The organism is Caloramator sp. Dgby_cultured_2, assembly GCF_028872215.1.
Taxonomy (GTDB): Bacteria; Bacillota; Clostridia; order Clostridiales; family Caloramatoraceae; genus Caloramator; species Caloramator australicus.
In genome coordinates, this window is the sequence record NZ_CP118396.1 from 1,234,220 (window position 1) to 1,253,119 (window position 18,900).

Genomic DNA, 18,900 nt, shown 5'->3' on the forward strand with positions numbered 1-18,900 from the left:
TACCGAAAAAATCAAGCATTTCAGTAAAGCTTATTTACTATATAATTGTATGTAACCTTAATTATCGCAAACACAGGCACTGACAAAATAAGTCCCCAAGCCCCATAGAATTTGCCTCCCAATATTAAAGCTATAATAACAAATATTGGATGAATCCCCATTGTATTTTCTAATATTTTAGGTGCTATAATTCCACTTTCCAATTCTTGGATTATAAAAAAGGAAAGAGCTACTAATACTGCCTTTGAGGTCGAATCAGAAAGAGCAGATAAAAAGGCAGGAATAAACCCAAGAACTGGACCAAAATAAGGAATAATATTAAAAAAACCATTAACTACTGATATCAAAAATGCATATCTTACTTTTAAGATTATCAGCACGATCATTGTAAAAATAGTAATAATAATTGATAATATAATCTGGCCTTTGATAAAATTCCCAACTATTTTCTCATAGCTTCTAAAAAGCTCAATAACCTTTTCCCTTCCTTTATAGGGAATCAATGATTTAAGACTTCTTTTAAAATATTCTGTATCAACAAGAAAATAATAAACGAAAACAGGTATTAATATATAAGTAGGAAGTGAGGATATAAATTTTAAAATATTATCAAATAAATTTCTCATTTCATTAAAAACTCTGTCCTGAATCTTTAAAATAGTGTCATCTAAAATCGATCTTAAATATATTGGGACTTTAATTTTATCTATTATGCCGAAAAGTCTTTTAATCTCATTTGAAATGTCATCTGCATTGTTAATTAACTCTATAAGTTCCTTTGTTATAATCGGAAAAAGATAATAAATTATGATAATGATTAGAAATATAAATAAAGTCAATGTTATAAAGACGGATACTTTATAATTTTTAATCCTTTTATCGATGTTTTTAACGACTGGATGTAGTATATAAGCAATAAAAATCGAAACAAGCAATGCTCTTAAATAATTTATAATTATATATAAAAATATAAAAATAAAGAGCAAATATAAACTAATCAAAAAGCATTTAATCACTCTATTCATAATACCCCTCATACAATTGAAATTTCGTTAATTATTTCAAGAGAAGTATTCTTTACAATTGTTTCCTCACTATCTAAAATATCTTCATTATCCAGCAACACTACTCTTCTTCCATTAACTAGGTCATCAAATATTCCAAGGGAAATAACAAGGGCCCTAATCCTTCCTGTTTTTTCATCAAAGATAACATCAGCAAGGGAACCATACTCCTTTGAATTATCAGTTCTTACGTTAGCCCCTAAAATTCTAGTTAACAAATATTTTTGAAGGCATTTATTTTTAATATTGTTTACCTTATAACACTTATTGTTTAAAACTATGTTATCCTCTTCAAAGATAACATCATTAATTCTAACATAATAAAAACCTTTTTCATTAGTAGGATTAATAACGTATAAAGCAATTTTTTTATTTTTGCAATCAACAATTATATCCTCTAAAAAACCAATTTTTCTATTACTGAAAAAAACTTCCCTTCCCTTAACATCCAGAAATCTCAACATACAACCACCCCAAACTACTACTACTTATTATTTACCATTTTCAAAAATAAGCCTTAAAGATGTAATCTTTAAGGCTTCTATAAAACTTCTTTAATTACTCCTCCACCAACTACTATATCACCATCATAAAATACAACCGACTGTCCCTTTGTAATTGCCCTTTGGGGCTCATCAAATTCTACCATAACTCCTTCCTTGTAAGGTGTTATAATAGCCTTTGCCTCCTTTGCAGTGTATCTTATCTTAGCACTAACCCTCATAGGGCCATCTAGCTTATCGAAGGGAATAAAGTTTAAATCCTCTGCATAAAGTTTATTCTTAAATACTTCCCCTCATCGCCTATTACAACTAAATTCTTCTCAGGAATAATATCCACTACAAACACAGGTCTACCAAGAGCAAGTCCAAGTCCCTTCCTTTGTCCGATTGTATAATGAACTATACCTTTGTGTTCACCCAAAATATTCCCATTAACATCAACAAAATATCCCTTTTCAACCTTATCAGGGACTCTTCTTTCAATAAATCCTGCGTAGTCGTTATCAGGAACAAAGCAAATTTCTTCGCTATCAGGCTTATTAAATACCAAAAGCCCTATATCCTCCGCTATTTTCCTTACCTGTTCTTTAGTATATCCCCCTAAGGGCATTAGGGTATGGGCAAGCTGATGCTGAGTTAAATTATACAGCATATAGGTTTGATCCTTCTTTACATCCCTTGACCTTATTAAAAGATATCTTTTTCTTTCGTCATCATATTTAATTGAGGCATAATGCCCTGTTGCAACATATTTAGCCCCAAGAGCATTTGCCTTTCTTAAAAATTCGTCAAATTTTATATACTTGTTGCAGGCAATACACGGATTAGGTGTTCTTCCTGCAAGATACTCATCGATAAAATAATTTATTACCTTCTTTTCAAATACTTCCCTAAAATTCATGACATAATAGTATATTCCAAGCTGATCAGCTACCCTTCTTGCATCATTAACAGCAGAAATCGAGCAGCATCCTCCAACCTTTTCCTCATAAAATACATCCTTTGGAACTAAAGTCATAGTTATACCTATAACATTGTAACCCTGTTCCTTAAGTAGGTATGCAGCAACAGAACTATCTACTCCTCCGCTCATTCCTACTACAACCGTTTCCTTCATTAAATCACCCCACTAAAATACCCCGGAAAATCCGGGGCTTTTATTATTCATGGTGTTCGTGATGATCATGGTCTCCTTTGGAGAATTTATCCTCCCACGGTTCTAGACCGTTTTTAATCCTATAATCATTTATCGCCTTATGAATAGCTTCTTCGGCGAGAATTGAACAGTGCATCTTCACCGCTGGAAGCCCATCCAAAGCTTCAGCAACTGCTTTGTTAGTTAAATTCCAAGCCTCCTCTACTGTTTTCCCTTTTATTAGCTCTGTTGCCATGCTGCTTGAAGCAATTGCTGCACCACAACCAAAGGTTTTAAACTTAACATCTTTAATAATATTATCTTCTATCTTTAAATAAATTTTCATCATATCCCCGCATTTAGGATTTCCAACTTCTCCTATTCCATTTGCATCAGGTATTTCACCAACATTTCTTGGATTCATAAAATGTTCCATTACTTTATCGCTGTATTCCATAGTTATTTTTCCCCCTTTATAAATTTTTCATACAAAGGCGACATCTCCCTAAGCCTTTGAACTATATTAGGTAATACTGAAAGAACATAATCAACATCTTCTTCTGTATTCATATCCCCAAGGGATAATCTCAAGGAACCATGGGCTATTTCATGTGGAAGGCCAATAGCAAGCAGAACATGGGATGGATCTAGTGATCCTGAAGAACAGGCACTTCCAGTTGATGCACATATTCCAAATTGATCAAGAAGTAAAAGTAAAGATTCTCCCTCTATAAACCTAAAGCTTACATTTATATTTCCAGGAAGTCTCCTTTCAGGATGTCCGTTTAGTTTTGTATAAGGAATCTTTTCCATAATACCATTCAAAAGTCTATCCCTTAACTTTCTAATCTTTTCATTATGTCCATCTATGTCCTCTGTAGCAAGCTCAATAGCTTTTCCAAGCCCTACAATACCTGGAAGGTTTTCGGTTCCGGCCCTCCTTCTTCTTTCCTGCCCTCCACCATGGATTAGGTTATCGATCTTTACACCTTTTCTTATATATAAAGCTCCGACTCCCTTTGGCCCATAGAACTTGTGGGCAGCTAAAGATAGAAGATCTATATTCATTTCCTTAACATCTATTTTTACATTTCCAATTGCTTGAACTGCATCTGTGTGAAATATAATTCCCTTTTCCCTTGCTATTTTTCCTATTTCAGCAATAGGCTGTATTGTTCCAATCTCGTTATTTGCAAACATTATTGTGATTAGGATTGTTTTATCAGTAATAGCTCTTTTAAGTTCATCAAGATCTACCATTCCATATTCATCTACATCTAAATAAGTAACTTCAAAACCATGCTTTTCAAGATATTCGCAGGCATGCAAAACCGCATGATGTTCTATCTTAGTTGTTATTATATGGTTTCCTTTATCTTTATTAGCAAAGGCAACTCCTTTAATTGCCCAGTTGTCCGCCTCAGAACCACCGCCTGTAAAAAGATCTCATCTGGAAGAGCATTTAAAGCCTTTGCTACCTTTTCCCTTGCATCTTCAATAGCCCTTTTTGATTTCCTTGCAAAGGTGTAAACCGACGATGGATTGCCAAAGTTTTCTGTAAAGTAGGGAAGCATTTCCTCTAAAACTTCTTTTTAACATATGTTGTTGCGGCATGGTCCATGTAAACAAATCTTTTCCCTTCCATACCTATTCTTCCTTTCCTTTAGTTTTTTCTTGCAGGTTATTATAATCGTTAACCACATCTTGTAAAGTAGTTGAATTTAAAATATCATTGATGCTATTGCTAATCTTTAACCATAAAAGTCTTGTTGCACAATAATTTATCCTTGAACAATTCATTTCTTGCGTTATGCAATCAGAAACTTCAATTGGACCTTCTAAAACATTAAAAATATCTGCTATAGTTATTTCCTCGGGTGGACGTGATAAAACGTAACCTCCTTGTGCTCCCCTAATGCTCTTAACAAGCCCAGCCTTTCTAAGGTTTGAAAAAGCTGTTCTAAATAATATTCAGATATATTTTGCCGTTCTGCAATTTCTTTTATTGAAACGGGGCGCCACCATGGTGAAGGGCAAGTTCAAACATTGCCTTAACCCCATATCTCCCCTAGTTGAAAGCTTCATCCTATCACCTCTAATTCTGACTAAAAAGTAGGATTTCATTTTAAGATTAACATATCCGAGTAAAATTGTCAATTTTATAGTTAAAAAAATTTCAATTATTTTTTCCATAAGCGGTTAATTCTTTCTTTAATTTTTGCTTCATAACCATTTCCAGAAGGCCTGTAATACTTTCTATCCTTTATTTTTTCTGGTAAATATTCTTGATATACAAAATTTCCTTCAAAATCATGGGGATATTTATAGCCTATCCCTCTACTGAGACTTTTTGCACCTTTATAGTGGGCATCCCTTAGAAAACCTGGAATTTCTATATTAGGATTCTTCCTTACGTCTTCTATTGCCTCATCGATTGCTAAATAGGAAGCATTGCTCTTTGGTGCACAAGCTACATACAGAGCAGCCTGGGATAAAATAATCCTTGCCTCTGGCATGCCTATAAATTCAACAGCCTTTGCAGCAGATACTGCAACATTTAGAGCCATAGGATCAGCATTTCCAACATCCTCGCTTGCACATATAACTATCCTTCTTGCTATAAACATCGGATCCTCCCCAGATTCTAACATTCTTGCAAGATAGTAAACAGCAGCATCAGGATCCGACCCCCTCATGCTTTTTATAAAGGCTGATATCACATCGTAATGGTTATCTCCATCTTTGTCATAATTTAAGGGCGGTTTTTGCATACATTCTGAGGCATCCTCTAAAGTTATAACTACCCTGCCATCTTCCTTTTTAGATGTCAAAACCGCCATTTCAAGAGCATTTAAGGCTCTTCTTACATCCCCTCCACTACATTTTGCAAAAACCAAAGAACCTCATCAGAAACTTCGATATCCCTTCCTTTGTATCCCCTTTCACTAGTAAGTGCCCTTTTAGCACCTTAAAAATATCCTTTTCTTCTATGGGTTTTAATTCAAATATTAAAGATCTTGAAAGGAGAGCTTTGTTAACTTCAAAATAGGGATTTTCAGTTGTCGCTCCAATCAAAACAACAGTTCCCTTTTCAACATATGGGAGGAGGGCATCCTGCTGAAGCTTATTAAATCTATGTATCTCGTCAATAAAAAGAAGGGTTCTTTTGCCATATAACTTTTGGACCTTGCTTGCTTCATCAGTAACCTGCTTTATCTCACTTAAATTGGATGTTACTGCATTTATCTGCCTAAACTCTGATTTTGTAGTATTGGCTATTATCCTTGCAAGGGTAGTTTTTCCTGTTCCAGGTGGGCCATAAAGTATTACAGATGTTAAATTATCTGTAGCGATAGCCCTATAAAGCATCTTTCCCCTTCCTACAAGATGCTCCTGCCCGACAAACTCTTCTAAGCTCTCAGGTCTCATCCTTTCTGCCAAGGGCTCTAATTTTTCTTTATTTTGTTTATTTATATAATCAAACAAATCCATATACATCACCAAAATTTATTATACCACAAAAATTAAAGGGGCGCTTAAATTGCCCCTTATATTATACAGCATTATCGATAGGATATTTTTTTACTATTAATCTTTTTCCCTAATCCTTTTAATGAACATATAAATCGTAGTTCCTACAAATCCACCAATAAGTCCTCCTATTGCTGCTAATAATAATGCTATTATTACTTTTTTAGGACTATTAAAACCAAAGGGAGCTAAAAGGCCTGGAATTGGCGATGCTGTCCCCGGTGCATTGTTGATTATTTTAAAATAAGCTGCAACAATCCCTGCAATTCCACCACCTATAAAATCAGAAAAATAAATTACAACAGCATTTTTGGTTACCAAATCTGCCTGTGTCAATGGTTCAAGCATAACTGCAATCACATTACCTTTGTCTCCTATTTTTAACCTTTTAAAAACAACTCCATTCGTAAAGGCTCCTCCAAAGCTTGCAATCCCCGCAATCCCCATTGCTAAACCCTTTAAATTTAACATCGCAGTTAAAGCCATAGAACTTAGTGGTGATGTGCAAATTATCTTAATAATTCCGCCAAGCAAAAATCCCATAACAAAGGGTGATTGTTCAGCTGCTACTCTTATAACATCTCCGATATTTAAAAGGGTGCTATTAACTAATGGTGTAGATGCTTGAGCTATTAGTCTTGATAGCGGTGCAATAATTAGCGCACCTCCAATTATATCAATGCCCTTGGGTAATTTTTTCTCTAAAATTGGTCCAGCAAGACCAATTAAATATCCAACAAAAAGCCAGGCAATATTCCCATTCCCTTTAAGGCTGCAGCTGCAACAACAGCATATATAGGGTTTGCACCCATGTTTATCGAAACAAGAGCAGCTGCAATAACTCCACCCATGCTTCCTGAAGATGACCCAACTTCACCTAAAAATTTAATTCCTAAAAAATCCCCAAAAATATACTTAAAAATTGCCTCAATTAAAAATGTAGCAACTGCAGCACCTGCAAGTCCTGACATAGCCTTTTCTCCCTTTGGCGCCTTAAAGCTAAAGGCTGAAAAAAGCCAAGAACAATTAAAAGCAAAAAATTCCCTTTAATACTTCTAGCATAAAAACCCCTCCTTTATGATATAAAAATAAAAGGACAAGGAAAAAGAAGCATAAAAAGATTGTGCTTCCCTTTCCCTGTCCTTTTATCTGAAAGCTTCTCTGCATGAAAGTGCAGATTACTTCTTCGATGCCCAAACGGGTCTCTCCAGGGTTGTGTCCGGCCATTGTATCTAACCTGAAAGTTTCGGAATGGATCGGAAACTTCCATTCCTTGCTTCTCCGGTCATCGAAAATTCGATGTCTTCAATGGCCTTCATCCACCAATATTTAGTTTGTAATGTAATTATATTCCAAAACTATCCTGAAGTCAATTAAATATTTGTAATATCTATAAATATTATTAATATTATCAATAAATATATTTATTTTGTCATAATATTGAATTTTATCAATACAATGATATAATTTATAAAAGGTTAAAGCTAAATTTAGGAGGTTAAAAATGAAAATAGATAAAAAACTGAAATGGAATATGACGTATTATCTTTTATTCGAACTTTTTTTAGGCATATTCGTAGGTGCATATGGATTTTTGCTTGGGCCATACGTTATGCATAGAGGATATAAAGAAGATATAGTAGGAACGTTATCCTTGATTCAAACGATATCCTTTGCACTTTTTGCTTATGTTACAGGTATTTTAAGCACTAAATTCAGCGATAAAACATTGTTTGCTGCAACATCCTTTTTATGCTTTATCAGCTCAGTTTTACTGGCAACTTCTAAAAACTTTATTTATATAATTCTAGCAGTAATTGTATATGCATTAGGTCTTTCCATCGTCGTGGTTATAAAAACTCCCTTTATAGTTAGAAATACTAAAGGTTTCAATGCCGTTAAGGTTATAAGTATTGTATTAACCTACTGCGTTACTACGAACTTAGTAGGAAACTATCTTGCTGGAAATTTAACAAACAAATTTGATTATGAAAAAACATGGATAATCTTCGCTTTTTTGCCCTAGTAAGTTTCTTACCTGCTATTTTTATTAATACCGACAAAAAGAAGTTACTTTTTCAAAGGCAAATATAAAAATTAATTTTACTCCAAGAATGTTCTTTTTAATAATGTATACATCTTTAGGTTCCTTTGCCTTTGGACTTATTGGTCCTTTTTATACAACCTTTCTCATAAGCAAATTAAACTTAAATACATTAAGTGCTTCCTTTATCAACAACTTTAATATTATTGGAATGATTCTAGCTATGCTGCTTTCTCCATATTCATCTAAAATATTTGGAAAGACAAAAACCCTCTGGTATGCTAAGCTCTTGTCTTTTCCAATAATATTTATCCTTTCTTTTGTAAAATTTAATTCAATATTTTTAATCGGCATTTTATCTATTTTATATCTTTTAAGGGCTTTATTTTTAAATGTTCCTATCCCCATCGAAAGTGACCTTATTATGAAATCAGTTGCTGAAGAGGAACAAGCAAAGTTTAACAGCGTTGTAGTTTTAGCAAACAACCTAACCGTTGCTCTTTCTTCCCTCATGGCTGGATTTATAATCGCAGAGATGCCTAATGGATATGAAATTACATTTATAATGAGCTCTATATTTTTCTTAATGCAAGGATTTTTGTTTTATAAATTTTCATCAAATTTTATAAAGAAAAAAGAAATGATGGCTTATCCTTTTAGCCATCATTTCTCTTTCCAAAACCTTTTTAGTGCATTTATCACATCTTCATTTCCTTTTACTATTTTCAATGGTTTCCAAAGGTCAGGAATTAAATTATTATATGGTCTTTTTAAAAACCTATCATCAAACAATAGGGCAACTCCCCTATCATTTTCTGTCCTTATAAGCCTTCCAACTGCCTGCATCACTCTATTAAAGCCAGGATAAATATAAGCATATTCAAATCCCTTTCCAATCCTTTCGTCAAAATATTCCTTTAGCACATTTCTTTCAAAATTAATCTGCGGAAGGCCTACACCAACTATACAAACACCTATAAGTTTTTCTCCTGGAAGGTCTATACCCTCACCGAATAGTCCCCCTAAAACTGCAAAGGCTATTAAGGTTTTTTCGCTATCTTCGCTAAACCTTTTAAAAAATCTTCCTTTTCTTCCTCCGTCATATCGTTCCTTTGAACGATTAATTCTACATTATCCTGAGGAAACCTTTTTAAAACCTCGTTTAAGTATAAATAAGAAGGAAAAAACACTAAATAATTTCCCTTTTTATATGTTAGGCTTTTTATTCCATCAACAACCCTTTCATAAGTATTTTCCCTATCATTAAGTCGCGTTGAAATATATGGGTTAAGCATAACACAAATATTTTCCTTTGAAAAAGGAGAGGAAAGTTTAAGTTTATAAGAACTGTCCCCACCTAAAAGGTCCATATAATAACTTAAAGGAGTAAAGGTAGCTGAAAATAAAATAGCTGCTTGTGCTTTATCCATAATGTCCTTTAATATTTTAGAAGGATTAATACATAATAATTTAACTAAAATATCTTCCTCCTTTAAAAAAGCGTTCTATAATTTTCATCATAAAGTTCCACTATTTTTTTAAATCTTTTTATGTCAAAATACAAGTTTAATAATTCTTCATCTTTCATTAAATTTTTTAGGACAAATTCCTCTATAACCTCTTCACATTTGTTTATTCCTTTTAAAAACTCATCTTCTATAGTCATAGCGACTTTATCCATTTCAATGCTTTCTCTTAGCCCATTAAAATAATTTATGACCCTTCCTAAAGCTAAATTCAGTTTTCTAAAGGATTTAAATTTTTGCTTAACTTTAAAAAACTCGTTATATGATAAAGTTATAGAAAACATATCCCTTGCTCTATCTACAAGGTTATGGGCTTCGTCTATAAGATAAACATAATCGTTCTTACTTTCAAAGGAATATCGCTTTAAACTTGAGGTTATGTCAAATATATAATTATAATCACAAATTATAACATCGCAAAACATTGATAAATCTAATGAAAATTCAAAGGGACAAACATTGTATCTTCTCGAGAGCTCTTCTATCCTTCCCTTATCAAAAAATCCATAGAAAGAGAATTTAAAAGAGCATCGTTTATTCTATCATAATGTCCTTTAGCAAACTGGCATTCTATTGGATTACATTTTAACTCATTAGGACATATTTTTTCCTTTGAAGTTAATGTTATTGATTTAATAATCAATCCCTTTTCCTGCAAAAGCTTAATAGCATCCTCTGCAGAAGCTTTTCCAACTGTTTTTGCAGTTAAATAAAATATTTTTGAAGTAGGGCCTAATAACGTCTTAAGAGCAGGAAATAGAGTCCCCATCGTCTTTCCTGTTCCGGTAGGGGCTTCTAAAAAAGTTTTTTACCCTCCATTATCGTTTTATATACCGCAACTGAGAGTTTTCTTTGACTTTCCCTAAAGGCTGGATAGGGAAATTTTATTTCCTTTATCGTTTCATTTCTTTTATTAATATGTTCTAACGACTTTTCTAGAAACTTTATGTAACCCTCAACCAGTTCGTCAAAAACTCTTTTAAATCATTGATTGTATAATCGTATTCAAAGGCTCTACTTTCTAAGGAATCTGTATTAACATAGATTAATCTGACTTTTATTCTTTCTAAATTATTTTCCTTAAGGAACATATAAGCATAGCACCTTGCCTGAGCAAGGTGCATAAAATTTACATCTATATCCTCTATTTTCTTTGTTGTTGTTTTTATTTCTTCTAAAGTATAAATCTCTCCAAATCGCAATCCATCTATTCTTCCTGAAATTTCAATACTATATTTTTCGTTTTTGATTAAATGTTTAACATAAACCTCAGCCTGATCATTTTTTCCGTAATTTTTTGAATCATCCTATGAATCCGTGCACCCTCCTGTGCCCTATCAACAGTAGCTAATAATCCTGTTTCTATATCGCCCCTTCTTAATATAAATTCCACAAGTTCCCTTACTGAAATTTTTATTAATTTTTCCATTACGTCCCCTCTCTTATTTTTTATTGCTAAAAAGATGAATAACATTACCCTCTTTATGGAGTTTTCTTTTCGGTTTTTCTTCAACCACCATCTCCTCAGTTTTTTCATCCAAAAGCTTAATTAGCTCTTCTAGCTCTTTAGGGTCTATATTCTGCCAAAAATCCTGCATTTCAGGATTGCTATATATTTCATTCTTAGTCATTAAGATTTCATCGATATTTACAGGGGTGTCAAAAACATCCTGCAATCTACTCCTGTCGCTTCTTTTCATTAGTTTATTACCAAAATGGCTAAGATCGTAAATTAGGAATGGATCATTTAAAGGTCATATGAAGAATATCCTTCTTTTAGTATTATTTCGGCATCGTTAAAAATAAAATCAAAATTAACTTTTGATATATAACATGGCTGAATAATAGGAATAAAATAACTTAAAGGAATAACAAAATATTTTACTAAATAGGCTGAAACTATAAAATAATTTTCATAATAGGTCTTTGATTCATCATTATCTATTCCTAAGGCATAATTCACAAATTCGTCCTTATTTATATTTAGTGCTGCTAATGTTTTGTCTAAAAGTTTTTGGAGCATAGTTTTATTTTTAATATATCTTTTTAGACAGCTAACGGTATAAGGATTCATGTCCCCAAAGAAATTTTCAAATAGCTGAGCCGCTATTGGTAACCAAAAATCTATTATTTTTAAATATGATTTGCTATCGTTGAAAAAATTCACATCAAAATCGTTTCCTGTTAAAAATACCTTTTTGCCTATATCCTCATAAGAAAAGGCACTAAAATATGACGCAATGTTAAATAATTGAAACAGGTAGTATTCATCTTTTACAAATATATTATCCTGTACATTTTCAAAAATCGTTTTAAAATCCATTTTTTTAACTCAAATTTTTTACCTAAAAAGAATCGTTGTAGAGATCTTATGTCATCAAATATAGAGTTATTATCAAGAGTAAAAACTCTATACTCTATCTTAAAGTCCCTTATTTCATTTTCAATAAATATCGGAACAACGTTAGGGACAACAGCGATTTCGTCTCCAAAGTTTTCATAAATTATCCTATTAAAAATATTTGCTGGTGAAAAATATGTGTTATCAATCAAGGTTGAATAAAACCACTTTAAAAAATAATTTGGCTATTCTTCTTTATGGCTAATTTCTTTTTCTTCTCGCTTCTTTTTATCCTTTTAAAGGATTCTATAAATTCATTTTTGTATACGCTAAATAATTTATTTATTTCTTCATTTGATTTCAAAAATCTAATACCTGCATATTCAACCCTCTCCCTATAAATTTATAAATTAATTATAAAACAAAAAAGAAAAATAAAAAGGAGAGGATACCTCTCCTATGATAAAATTTCTTGTAAATCATGTTCTGCATTAGATATCGGCATAATATTGTAGTTGTCTATAAGAACCTGTAAAATATTTGGAGTTATAAAGGCAGGTAATGTTGGTCCTAGTCTTATATTTTTAATACCTAAATGCAAAAGCGTTAATAATATAGCCACTGCTTTTGTTCATACCATGACAACACAAGGCTTAGCGGTAAGTCATTAACTCCACACTTAAAGGCATCAGCTAGAGCTAGGGCAATTCTAATAGCAGAATAAGAATCGTTGCACTGCCCAACGTCTAATAGCCTTGGAATTCCATCTATATCTCCAAAGTCAAGTTTATTAAATCTATACTTACCGCAAGCAAGAGTTAAAATTATTGTGTCCATCGGGGTTTTTGTGCCATCTCTGTATAATAATTTCTACCAGGCTTAGCTCCATCACATCCACCAATTAGCATGAATCTCTTAATTTTGCCTTGCTTTATCAAATCAATAACCTTATCAGCTATACCAATGACCGCATCATGGCCAAAACCTACCATTATTTTTTTATCTGGTTTATCTTCTTTAAAGCCTCCAAGTTCCAAAGCTTTGTTTATTAATGGGGTAAAATCTTTTTCCCATTTTTAACTTCTATATGTTGAATTCCTGAATATCCTACCATGCTTGTTGTAAATAACCTATCTTTATAACTATCTTTAGGTGGCATCAAGCAATTTGTTGTAAATAAAATTCCTCCTGGTAAATTATCAAACTCACTTTGTTGATTTTGCCAAGCCGATCCAAAGTTGCCTACTAAATGCTTGTATTTTTTAAGCCCAGGATAACCATGGGCAGGAAGCATTTCACCATGGGTGTATATATTAATCCCTTTTCCTTCTGTTTGTTTTAAAAGTTCCTCCAAATCATGCAGATCATGACCCGAAACTACAATAAAAGGCCCCTTATTCAAACTTAAATCAACTTCCGTCGGTTGAGGTGTTCCAAAGTGTTCCTTATGTCCTTCATTTAATATTTCCATACATCTGTAATTAGCCCTTCCGCATTCTAGGCATAATTTTACTAAGTCATTTACAGTTAAAGAATCATCTAATGTTGCTGCAAGTCCCGTGTGGAAAAAGGCATTAACCTCTTCATCCTTTTTACCGAGAATATAGGCATGATGAGCATAGGCTGCCATTCCCTTAAGACCATAGATCAACATTTCTCTTAGTGCTCTAATATCCATATCCAATGTTTCGTCTGCCATTATACCCTTTCCTTTTGATTGTTCCAAAAGTTCCTTTTCTCCTCCATTTGGTCTGTAAAGGGCAGCCTCAGGTTCTTTAACATCCCATTTCCCATTCTTTTTTCATATTCTCTCTTAACTATTTCTTTTAACTTTTCCTTGTATTCATCCGCCTTAAATATAAGCCCAACAAATCTTTCATTGTCAAAATTAACATTGGTTAAAGTAGAAAACATCGAGTATGCAATGAAATGGTCTATTTCTTCATCTTTAATTCCAAGCTTTCTTCCTATGTTGCCATAGAAGGCAATTCCTTTTAAAAGATAAATAAGCAGATCCTGTAAATTTGCTGTATCAGGTTGCTTCCCACAAACGCCAACCTTAACACAACCTTTACCTCCAGCTGTCTGTTCGCATTGATAGCAAAACATTTCCATTTAAATCACTCCCTTTATTTAATTTTCAATAACTATTATTTCCTTTTATTTATTTATTTATCAAAAAGGCGCCAAACAAAAGTTTGACGCCACTAAATTAATAATTCTCTACAAATACCTCAAAATATCCTTGTGGATGTTGGCATGTTGGGCAAATTGCTGGTGCCTCTTTGCCTTCATGAATATAACCGCAATTATTGCATTTCCAAAGAACCTTTTCATCCTTTTTAAACACCTTATCACTTAAAAGATTTTCATAAAGCTTTCTATATCTAGCCTCATGCCTCTGTTCAACTTCTGCTATCTTTCTAAAAGCTAAAGCAATCTTTGGGAAACCCTCTTCTTCTGCAACTTTAGCAAACTCTGGATAGAGTTTTGTCCATTCTTCATTTTCTCCGTTTGCTGCATATTTTAAATTTTCTAAAGTTGTAGAAAGCCCAACAGGATAATCCGCTGTGATTTCAACAGTTTCACCCTGCAAATCTTCGTTTAAAAATTTAAAAAATATTTTAGCATGTTCCTTTTCATTATCAGCAGTTTCCATAAATATGTTTGAAATTTGAATAAAGCCTTCCTTTTTGCTTGACTTGCATAATATGTATATCTTGTCCTTGCTTGGGATTCGCCAGCAAAGGCCTTCATAAGATTTTCTGCTGTCCTTGTCCCCTTTAAGCTTGTCATAAAAATTCCCCTTATATAAAATTCTCATAGGCTTCTGCTACATCATTAAAGCCAAAATTTTTAAGCACTTCAATTGTAACTTGCCTTATCTCATGGGTTGTTACTTCTTTTTTATTAAGGTTTAATAAATTTTTTCCACTTCACGGACTACATTTTCTACATCAGACATAGTTAAAGGTTCCTTAACATCGTCGGATGCATTTTCGATAGAAGTAATTATCTTATCTTTATAAAATTCTTCAACCCTTCCATCTTTTTTATAACCTTCATAATATCACCTCAAATTTTATCTTGTAAAAAATTATACCAAATATAGTATGAATTTTCAAACAAATTTTATAATTTCTTGACAATTATTGTTCAATATAATAGTATATAGATAAATCCAATGACGGGAGCAAGTAGGCTTAAAAGGAGCTTACAGAGAGCCGCTGCTGGTGGAAATGCGGTAGCATCCCTTAAGCCGAATGGGTCCCTAAGGAGCATGGTGAATCAAGTAGCCAGAGCCGTTTGCCTTACGTTATAAAGGCTTTTACAACGAGGGGAATATATTTCCTGAAAATAGGTGGCACCGCGCACCATGCGCCCTATACTTTTGTATAGGGTGTTTTTTATTAGTGCCTGCCACTTAACATTTTAACTTTTTGACATTTTCATTATTTACCAATTTATATAGATAAAGGGGTGTTTGACATGGAAGAAAAAAAGGTTATATTTAGCGGAATAAAGCCATCCGGGGACTTAACCCTTGGTAATTATCTTGGTGCTATTAAAAATTGGGTTAAACTTCAGGATGAGTATGATTCATATTTTTGTGTTGTTGATTTACATGCTATAACTGTAAGGCAGGAGCCTGCCCTTTTAAGAAAAAGAACCCTTGAAATTTTAGCAATATATATCGCCTCAGGCATTGACCCTGAAAAAAATACTTTGTTTATTCAATCCCATGTCCCCGCCCACAAGTGAAGCTGCATGGCTTTTAAACTGCTTTACCTACATGGGAGAACTAAGCCGTATGACACAGTATAAGGATAAAGCTCAAAAACTTGGTGAAAGCATAAGTGCAGGACTTTTTAATTATCCTGTTCTTATGGCAGCAGATATTCTTCTTTACAATACAGACCTTGTCCCTGTTGGAAAGGATCAAAAGCAGCACCTTGAACTTGCAAGGGATATTGCAATTAGGTTTAATAACCTATACAGTCCAACCTTTAAGGTTCCTGAAGCATATATACCTGAAAGGGCAGCAAAGATAATGGATCTTCAAGATCCATCAAAGAAAATGTCAAAGTCAGAGGATAACCCAAACGGTTATATTTTAATAATGGACCCCCAGAGGTGATAAGAAAAAAATATCAAGGGCAGTAACCGATACAGTAGGTATTGTCAGATACAGCGATGAACAACCGGGTATAAAGAATTTAATAAATATATTATCTGCAATAACAAATATGACTCCTGAAGAAATAGAAAGAAGATATGAAGGATCCGGGTATGCTAAGTTTAAAGAAGATGTTGCAGAAGCTGTTATTAATGAACTTACTCCGATTCAAAATAAAGTAAAGGAACTTTTAGATGATAAAACTTATCTTGAAAATATTTACAACAAAGGTGCAGAAAAGGCAAATTATGTTGCAACAAAAACATTGAGAAAGATGCAAAGAAAGATTGGGTTTATAATAAAGCAATGAAATTGATATTGATATAAAGTGAAAAGCCAACTGATGAACGTTATCATCAGTTGGCTTTTGTTAAACTATCACCTTTTTACATACTCCGAAGTCATAGCCCTCAAAAGGGCACCATATTCCATTACAAATTCTACCGTATCCCCAACTTTATATTCCCTCTTGCTATGGGTAACATCTAAAATTGTATGATCGCTGCTTGCACCAACTATTGATATATCCTGATCCAAGGGGATAAGCCCACTCGGATCAATATCCTGCCTTCCCATGGCAACAATTGCCCTTTTCATAATTCCCTTGTCTTCAAAATGTGGTTTTTGCCCAAAGGCATCCATACCAATGTTGCCAATAGGAACAGAAGGCTTTTCCTTTAACTCTATTATCTCAGCCCTTAAAATAAACACATCCTTATGAAGGCCATCTACAAAATTCCCAAAGGCAGTTTCTCTGCCTAAAAGTAGAGCTTCACCGAACCTTAAATTGTTTATCCCCTTTGGTAATCTATTCTCTAAGAGCAAATATAAACTTGAGGAATTCCCTCCTGATATAATCTCAAGATCTAAATTATATTTTTCCTGCATCTTTTTGCAATCTCAACAAGCCTTCCAAGATTGTTCTCATCGGGAATAACTCCACCATAGCAGGTTAAATTAACACCAAACCCAACAATTTTGATTCCTTCAATTTTTATAGCTTCAGCAACAAAGCCATCAACATCCTCCGGCCATATCCCCTCTCTTAAATCCCCTAGGTCTACCATCAAAATTACTTTATGAATTTTTCCAATCTCTAAAGCCTTTGCCCCCAATAGCTTTAAAGTTTCCAATTCGAATTTTGACTGTAATCTGAATATTTTACAACAAGCTCAGCTTCACTTTGCATTGGAATTCTTAAAAGAACCTTTTTAACATTAAGATCCTTAAGCTTAATCAAATTTTCAATCCTTGAATCAGCAATATATTCAACTCCACCTTCTACCAAAGCTTTTGAAAGCTCTGGAATTGCACAAAAGCACTTGGTAACCCCCATGATCTTAATTCCATGCTTTTCTGACAACTTTGCTAAAAAGTTTGCATTTTCCTTTAATTTGTTTAAATTTACCTCAACTCTTGGATACATATCAAGCACCTTCCAAACCCAAACTTTCCATTAATAGTTTTAATGCAGCTTCCTTATGTTTTTTAGATAATACTCCAAGGGAAGCCATGATATAATAGTTGTCGATAAGCACCTTAACTCCCTTTTTGGGATAAAGGAACATATCTCCTGTGTTATCATAGGGAATGCTGGACAATATTTCAACCCGCTTAGGCAGCCTTGTCAAGGCTCCTCCAGTCCCTATAATATATTTTACATTTGTAAGGTCCTTTCCCTCTGCAACAGTTTTCTTTCCCGTAGGACCAAATATATGCCTTAATCCACCCGCATGCCTTCTTACAGCAGTTAAAACTGCCTCTTTTGTTAACCTTTCTATGAATTCCTTTTCCCTATCGGTTTCTGGTATCGGCTTTCTATTTTCTATAAGCTCTTCTGCATCAGGAAATTCCTTTTTAACTCCTCAAGACCTATTTTTTCAACTATATGAGGAAGATTAACATAAACTCCAAGGTCCCCTTCTACTGTTCTTTTTGCAAAGGGCTCTGGGCTTATTAAAATTCTTTGTATTTCGTCGCTGCCTTCGGTAACAGAGTGAACGTCTGTAGTTGCCCCCAACGTCTAAAACCATCAAATCCCCTAATGCTTCGTGAAGCAAAATAGCACTTTCCATTACTGCCCCTGGGGTTGGAATTATGGATTCGTTAACCATGTTTCTCACCTTTGACATCCCTGGGGCTTTAGTTATATGTTCTTCAAAAACCTTTTGTATTACCTTTCTTGTAGGTTCAACGTTTAACATATCAATCCTTGGATAAACGTTTTCAACTATATAAAGAGGCTGACCAGCTTCTTCAAAAATTAGCTTAACCTCTTCATGATTTTCGATGTTTCCGGCATAGATTACCGGAACGTTGAGCTTTAGGTTAGCAATCTGTTCTGCGTTATAAAGGGCTGTTTCCCTTTCACCATAATCAACGCCGCCTGCAACAAGTATAATATTAGGCCTTATTTCCTTTATCTTTTGAAGGTCAGTCCTTCTTAACTTTCCTGCAGTAACCATCTTTATAATGGCCCCGGCCCCAAGGGCGGCTTCCTTTGCCGCCCTTACAGTCATGTCATAAACAAGGCCGTGGACCGTCATTCTTAACCCTCCAGCTGCACTGGATGTGGCAAA

Annotated in this window: 23 protein-coding genes, 7 pseudogenes, 1 riboswitch and 1 other annotated feature; of the genes and pseudogenes, 2 read left to right on the forward strand and 28 right to left on the reverse strand. The window is 33.7% G+C overall.

The window, feature by feature from the left end; genetic code table 11:
* Positions 1 to 20: 20 nt before the first annotated feature.
* From PWK10_RS08475 to PWK10_RS08510, 9 genes and pseudogenes are all read right to left on the reverse strand, one after another.
* On the reverse strand, positions 21 to 1,025 hold the full coding sequence (locus PWK10_RS08475) for an AI-2E family transporter (RefSeq protein WP_274767995.1): 1,005 nt from the start codon (positions 1,023 to 1,025) through the stop codon (positions 21 to 23).
* An 8-nt stretch (positions 1,026 to 1,033) separates the two neighbouring features.
* A complete protein-coding gene (locus PWK10_RS08480; protein ID WP_274767996.1) occupies positions 1,034 to 1,525 on the reverse strand; it encodes a PRC-barrel domain-containing protein in 492 nt (163 codons plus the stop codon).
* A gap of 80 nt (positions 1,526 to 1,605) precedes the next feature.
* Positions 1,606 to 2,684, reverse strand: a pseudogene (mnmA, locus tag PWK10_RS08485) (tRNA 2-thiouridine(34) synthase MnmA).
* Positions 2,685 to 2,727: 43 nt separating this feature from the next.
* Positions 2,728 to 3,159: a Fe-S cluster assembly scaffold protein NifU gene (nifU, locus tag PWK10_RS08490; RefSeq protein WP_274767997.1), complete on the reverse strand. Its 432-nt coding sequence runs from the start codon at positions 3,157 to 3,159 to the stop codon at positions 2,728 to 2,730.
* A gap of 2 nt (positions 3,160 to 3,161) precedes the next feature.
* Positions 3,162 to 4,347, reverse strand: a pseudogene (gene nifS, locus PWK10_RS08495) (cysteine desulfurase NifS).
* A 2-nt stretch (positions 4,348 to 4,349) separates the two neighbouring features.
* Positions 4,350 to 4,673, reverse strand: coding sequence for an RrF2 family transcriptional regulator (locus PWK10_RS08500; RefSeq protein ID WP_446715360.1), 324 nt, complete (start codon positions 4,671 to 4,673; stop codon positions 4,350 to 4,352).
* Between the two features lie 209 nt (positions 4,674 to 4,882).
* Positions 4,883 to 5,599, reverse strand: coding sequence for an AAA family ATPase (locus tag PWK10_RS18560; protein ID WP_342455656.1), 717 nt, complete (start codon positions 5,597 to 5,599; stop codon positions 4,883 to 4,885).
* Complete coding sequence (locus PWK10_RS18565) at positions 5,580 to 6,194, reverse strand: AAA family ATPase (RefSeq protein ID WP_342455657.1); 615 nt, start codon at positions 6,192 to 6,194, stop codon at positions 5,580 to 5,582. Before PWK10_RS18565 ends, PWK10_RS18560 begins: the two co-directional genes overlap by 20 nt.
* A gap of 96 nt (positions 6,195 to 6,290) precedes the next feature.
* Positions 6,291 to 7,284 (reverse strand): annotated as a pseudogene (locus tag PWK10_RS08510) (PTS sugar transporter subunit IIC).
* A gap of 76 nt (positions 7,285 to 7,360) precedes the next feature.
* A riboswitch (glycine riboswitch) is annotated at positions 7,361 to 7,454 on the reverse strand.
* Between the two features lie 283 nt (positions 7,455 to 7,737).
* Here PWK10_RS08510 and PWK10_RS08515 point away from each other — a divergent pair.
* Positions 7,738 to 8,259, forward strand: a complete 522-nt coding sequence (locus tag PWK10_RS08515) for an MFS transporter (protein WP_274767998.1) — start codon at positions 7,738 to 7,740, stop codon at positions 8,257 to 8,259.
* A gap of 150 nt (positions 8,260 to 8,409) precedes the next feature.
* On the opposite strand, the gene PWK10_RS08520 is transcribed toward PWK10_RS08515, so the two are convergent.
* The 14 genes and pseudogenes from PWK10_RS08520 to PWK10_RS19715 form a co-directional block, all read right to left on the reverse strand.
* On the reverse strand, positions 8,410 to 8,790 hold the full coding sequence (locus tag PWK10_RS08520; protein ID WP_274767999.1) for a hypothetical protein: 381 nt from the start codon (positions 8,788 to 8,790) through the stop codon (positions 8,410 to 8,412).
* Positions 8,791 to 8,940: 150 nt separating this feature from the next.
* Positions 8,941 to 9,402, reverse strand: coding sequence for a helicase C-terminal domain-containing protein (locus tag PWK10_RS08525; RefSeq protein WP_342455739.1), 462 nt, complete (start codon positions 9,400 to 9,402; stop codon positions 8,941 to 8,943).
* The gene (locus tag PWK10_RS08530; protein ID WP_274768000.1) at positions 9,318 to 9,707 is read right to left on the reverse strand and encodes a hypothetical protein; all 390 of its coding nucleotides are present in this window, start codon (positions 9,705 to 9,707) and stop codon (positions 9,318 to 9,320) included. The genes PWK10_RS08525 and PWK10_RS08530 overlap by 85 nt, the downstream gene beginning before the upstream one ends.
* 62 nt (positions 9,708 to 9,769) lie before the next feature.
* Positions 9,770 to 10,288 carry a hypothetical protein gene (locus tag PWK10_RS08535; protein ID WP_274768194.1) on the reverse strand — a complete coding sequence of 173 codons (519 nt, stop codon included), beginning with the start codon at positions 10,286 to 10,288 and terminating at the stop codon, positions 9,770 to 9,772.
* Positions 10,285 to 10,572: a hypothetical protein gene (locus PWK10_RS08540; protein ID WP_274768001.1), complete on the reverse strand. Its 288-nt coding sequence runs from the start codon at positions 10,570 to 10,572 to the stop codon at positions 10,285 to 10,287. Before PWK10_RS08540 ends, PWK10_RS08535 begins: the two co-directional genes overlap by 4 nt.
* Before the next feature lie 175 nt (positions 10,573 to 10,747).
* The gene (locus tag PWK10_RS08545; protein ID WP_274768002.1) at positions 10,748 to 11,005 is read right to left on the reverse strand and encodes a hypothetical protein; all 258 of its coding nucleotides are present in this window, start codon (positions 11,003 to 11,005) and stop codon (positions 10,748 to 10,750) included.
* A gap of 47 nt (positions 11,006 to 11,052) precedes the next feature.
* Complete coding sequence (locus PWK10_RS08550) at positions 11,053 to 11,232, reverse strand: hypothetical protein (protein WP_274768003.1); 180 nt, start codon at positions 11,230 to 11,232, stop codon at positions 11,053 to 11,055.
* 13 nt (positions 11,233 to 11,245) lie between these two features.
* The gene (locus PWK10_RS08555; protein ID WP_274768004.1) at positions 11,246 to 11,503 is read right to left on the reverse strand and encodes a hypothetical protein; all 258 of its coding nucleotides are present in this window, start codon (positions 11,501 to 11,503) and stop codon (positions 11,246 to 11,248) included.
* 47 nt (positions 11,504 to 11,550) lie between these two features.
* Positions 11,551 to 12,126: a hypothetical protein gene (locus tag PWK10_RS08560; RefSeq protein WP_274768005.1), complete on the reverse strand. Its 576-nt coding sequence runs from the start codon at positions 12,124 to 12,126 to the stop codon at positions 11,551 to 11,553.
* Positions 12,078 to 12,356, reverse strand: a complete 279-nt coding sequence (locus PWK10_RS08565; RefSeq protein ID WP_274768006.1) for a hypothetical protein — start codon at positions 12,354 to 12,356, stop codon at positions 12,078 to 12,080. The genes PWK10_RS08560 and PWK10_RS08565 overlap by 49 nt, the downstream gene beginning before the upstream one ends.
* Positions 12,357 to 12,373: 17 nt before the next feature.
* Positions 12,374 to 12,508, reverse strand: coding sequence for a hypothetical protein (locus PWK10_RS08570; RefSeq protein ID WP_274768007.1), 135 nt, complete (start codon positions 12,506 to 12,508; stop codon positions 12,374 to 12,376).
* Between the two features lie 93 nt (positions 12,509 to 12,601).
* Positions 12,602 to 14,259 (reverse strand): annotated as a pseudogene (hcp, locus tag PWK10_RS08575) (hydroxylamine reductase).
* Positions 14,260 to 14,356: 97 nt separating this feature from the next.
* A pseudogene (gene rbr / locus PWK10_RS08580) lies at positions 14,357 to 14,940 on the reverse strand (rubrerythrin).
* 121 nt (positions 14,941 to 15,061) lie between these two features.
* Complete coding sequence (locus tag PWK10_RS19715) at positions 15,062 to 15,160, reverse strand: hypothetical protein (protein ID WP_446715361.1); 99 nt, start codon at positions 15,158 to 15,160, stop codon at positions 15,062 to 15,064.
* 159 nt (positions 15,161 to 15,319) lie between these two features.
* Positions 15,320 to 15,533, forward strand: a binding site (T-box leader).
* Between the two features lie 100 nt (positions 15,534 to 15,633).
* Here PWK10_RS19715 and trpS point away from each other — a divergent pair.
* Positions 15,634 to 16,631, forward strand: a pseudogene (gene trpS / locus PWK10_RS08585) (tryptophan--tRNA ligase).
* A gap of 68 nt (positions 16,632 to 16,699) precedes the next feature.
* Here the strand turns inward: trpS and PWK10_RS18570 are convergent.
* From PWK10_RS18570 to PWK10_RS18595, 5 genes and pseudogenes are all read right to left on the reverse strand, one after another.
* Positions 16,700 to 17,209: a hypothetical protein gene (locus PWK10_RS18570; RefSeq protein WP_342455658.1), complete on the reverse strand. Its 510-nt coding sequence runs from the start codon at positions 17,207 to 17,209 to the stop codon at positions 16,700 to 16,702.
* Entirely contained in the window at positions 17,188 to 17,454 is a 267-nt protein-coding gene (locus tag PWK10_RS18575) for an alanine racemase (protein WP_342455659.1), read from the reverse strand. The genes PWK10_RS18570 and PWK10_RS18575 overlap by 22 nt, the downstream gene beginning before the upstream one ends.
* A complete protein-coding gene (locus PWK10_RS18580) occupies positions 17,442 to 17,747 on the reverse strand; it encodes an alanine racemase (protein WP_342455660.1) in 306 nt (101 codons plus the stop codon). The genes PWK10_RS18575 and PWK10_RS18580 overlap by 13 nt, the downstream gene beginning before the upstream one ends.
* 1 nt (position 17,748) lies before the next feature.
* A complete protein-coding gene (locus tag PWK10_RS18585; RefSeq protein WP_342455740.1) occupies positions 17,749 to 18,150 on the reverse strand; it encodes a glutamate mutase L in 402 nt (133 codons plus the stop codon).
* Positions 18,147 to 18,867, reverse strand: a pseudogene (locus tag PWK10_RS18595) (glutamate mutase L). Before PWK10_RS18595 ends, PWK10_RS18585 begins: the two are co-directional and overlap by 4 nt.
* Between the last annotated feature and the right edge of the window lie 33 nt (positions 18,868 to 18,900).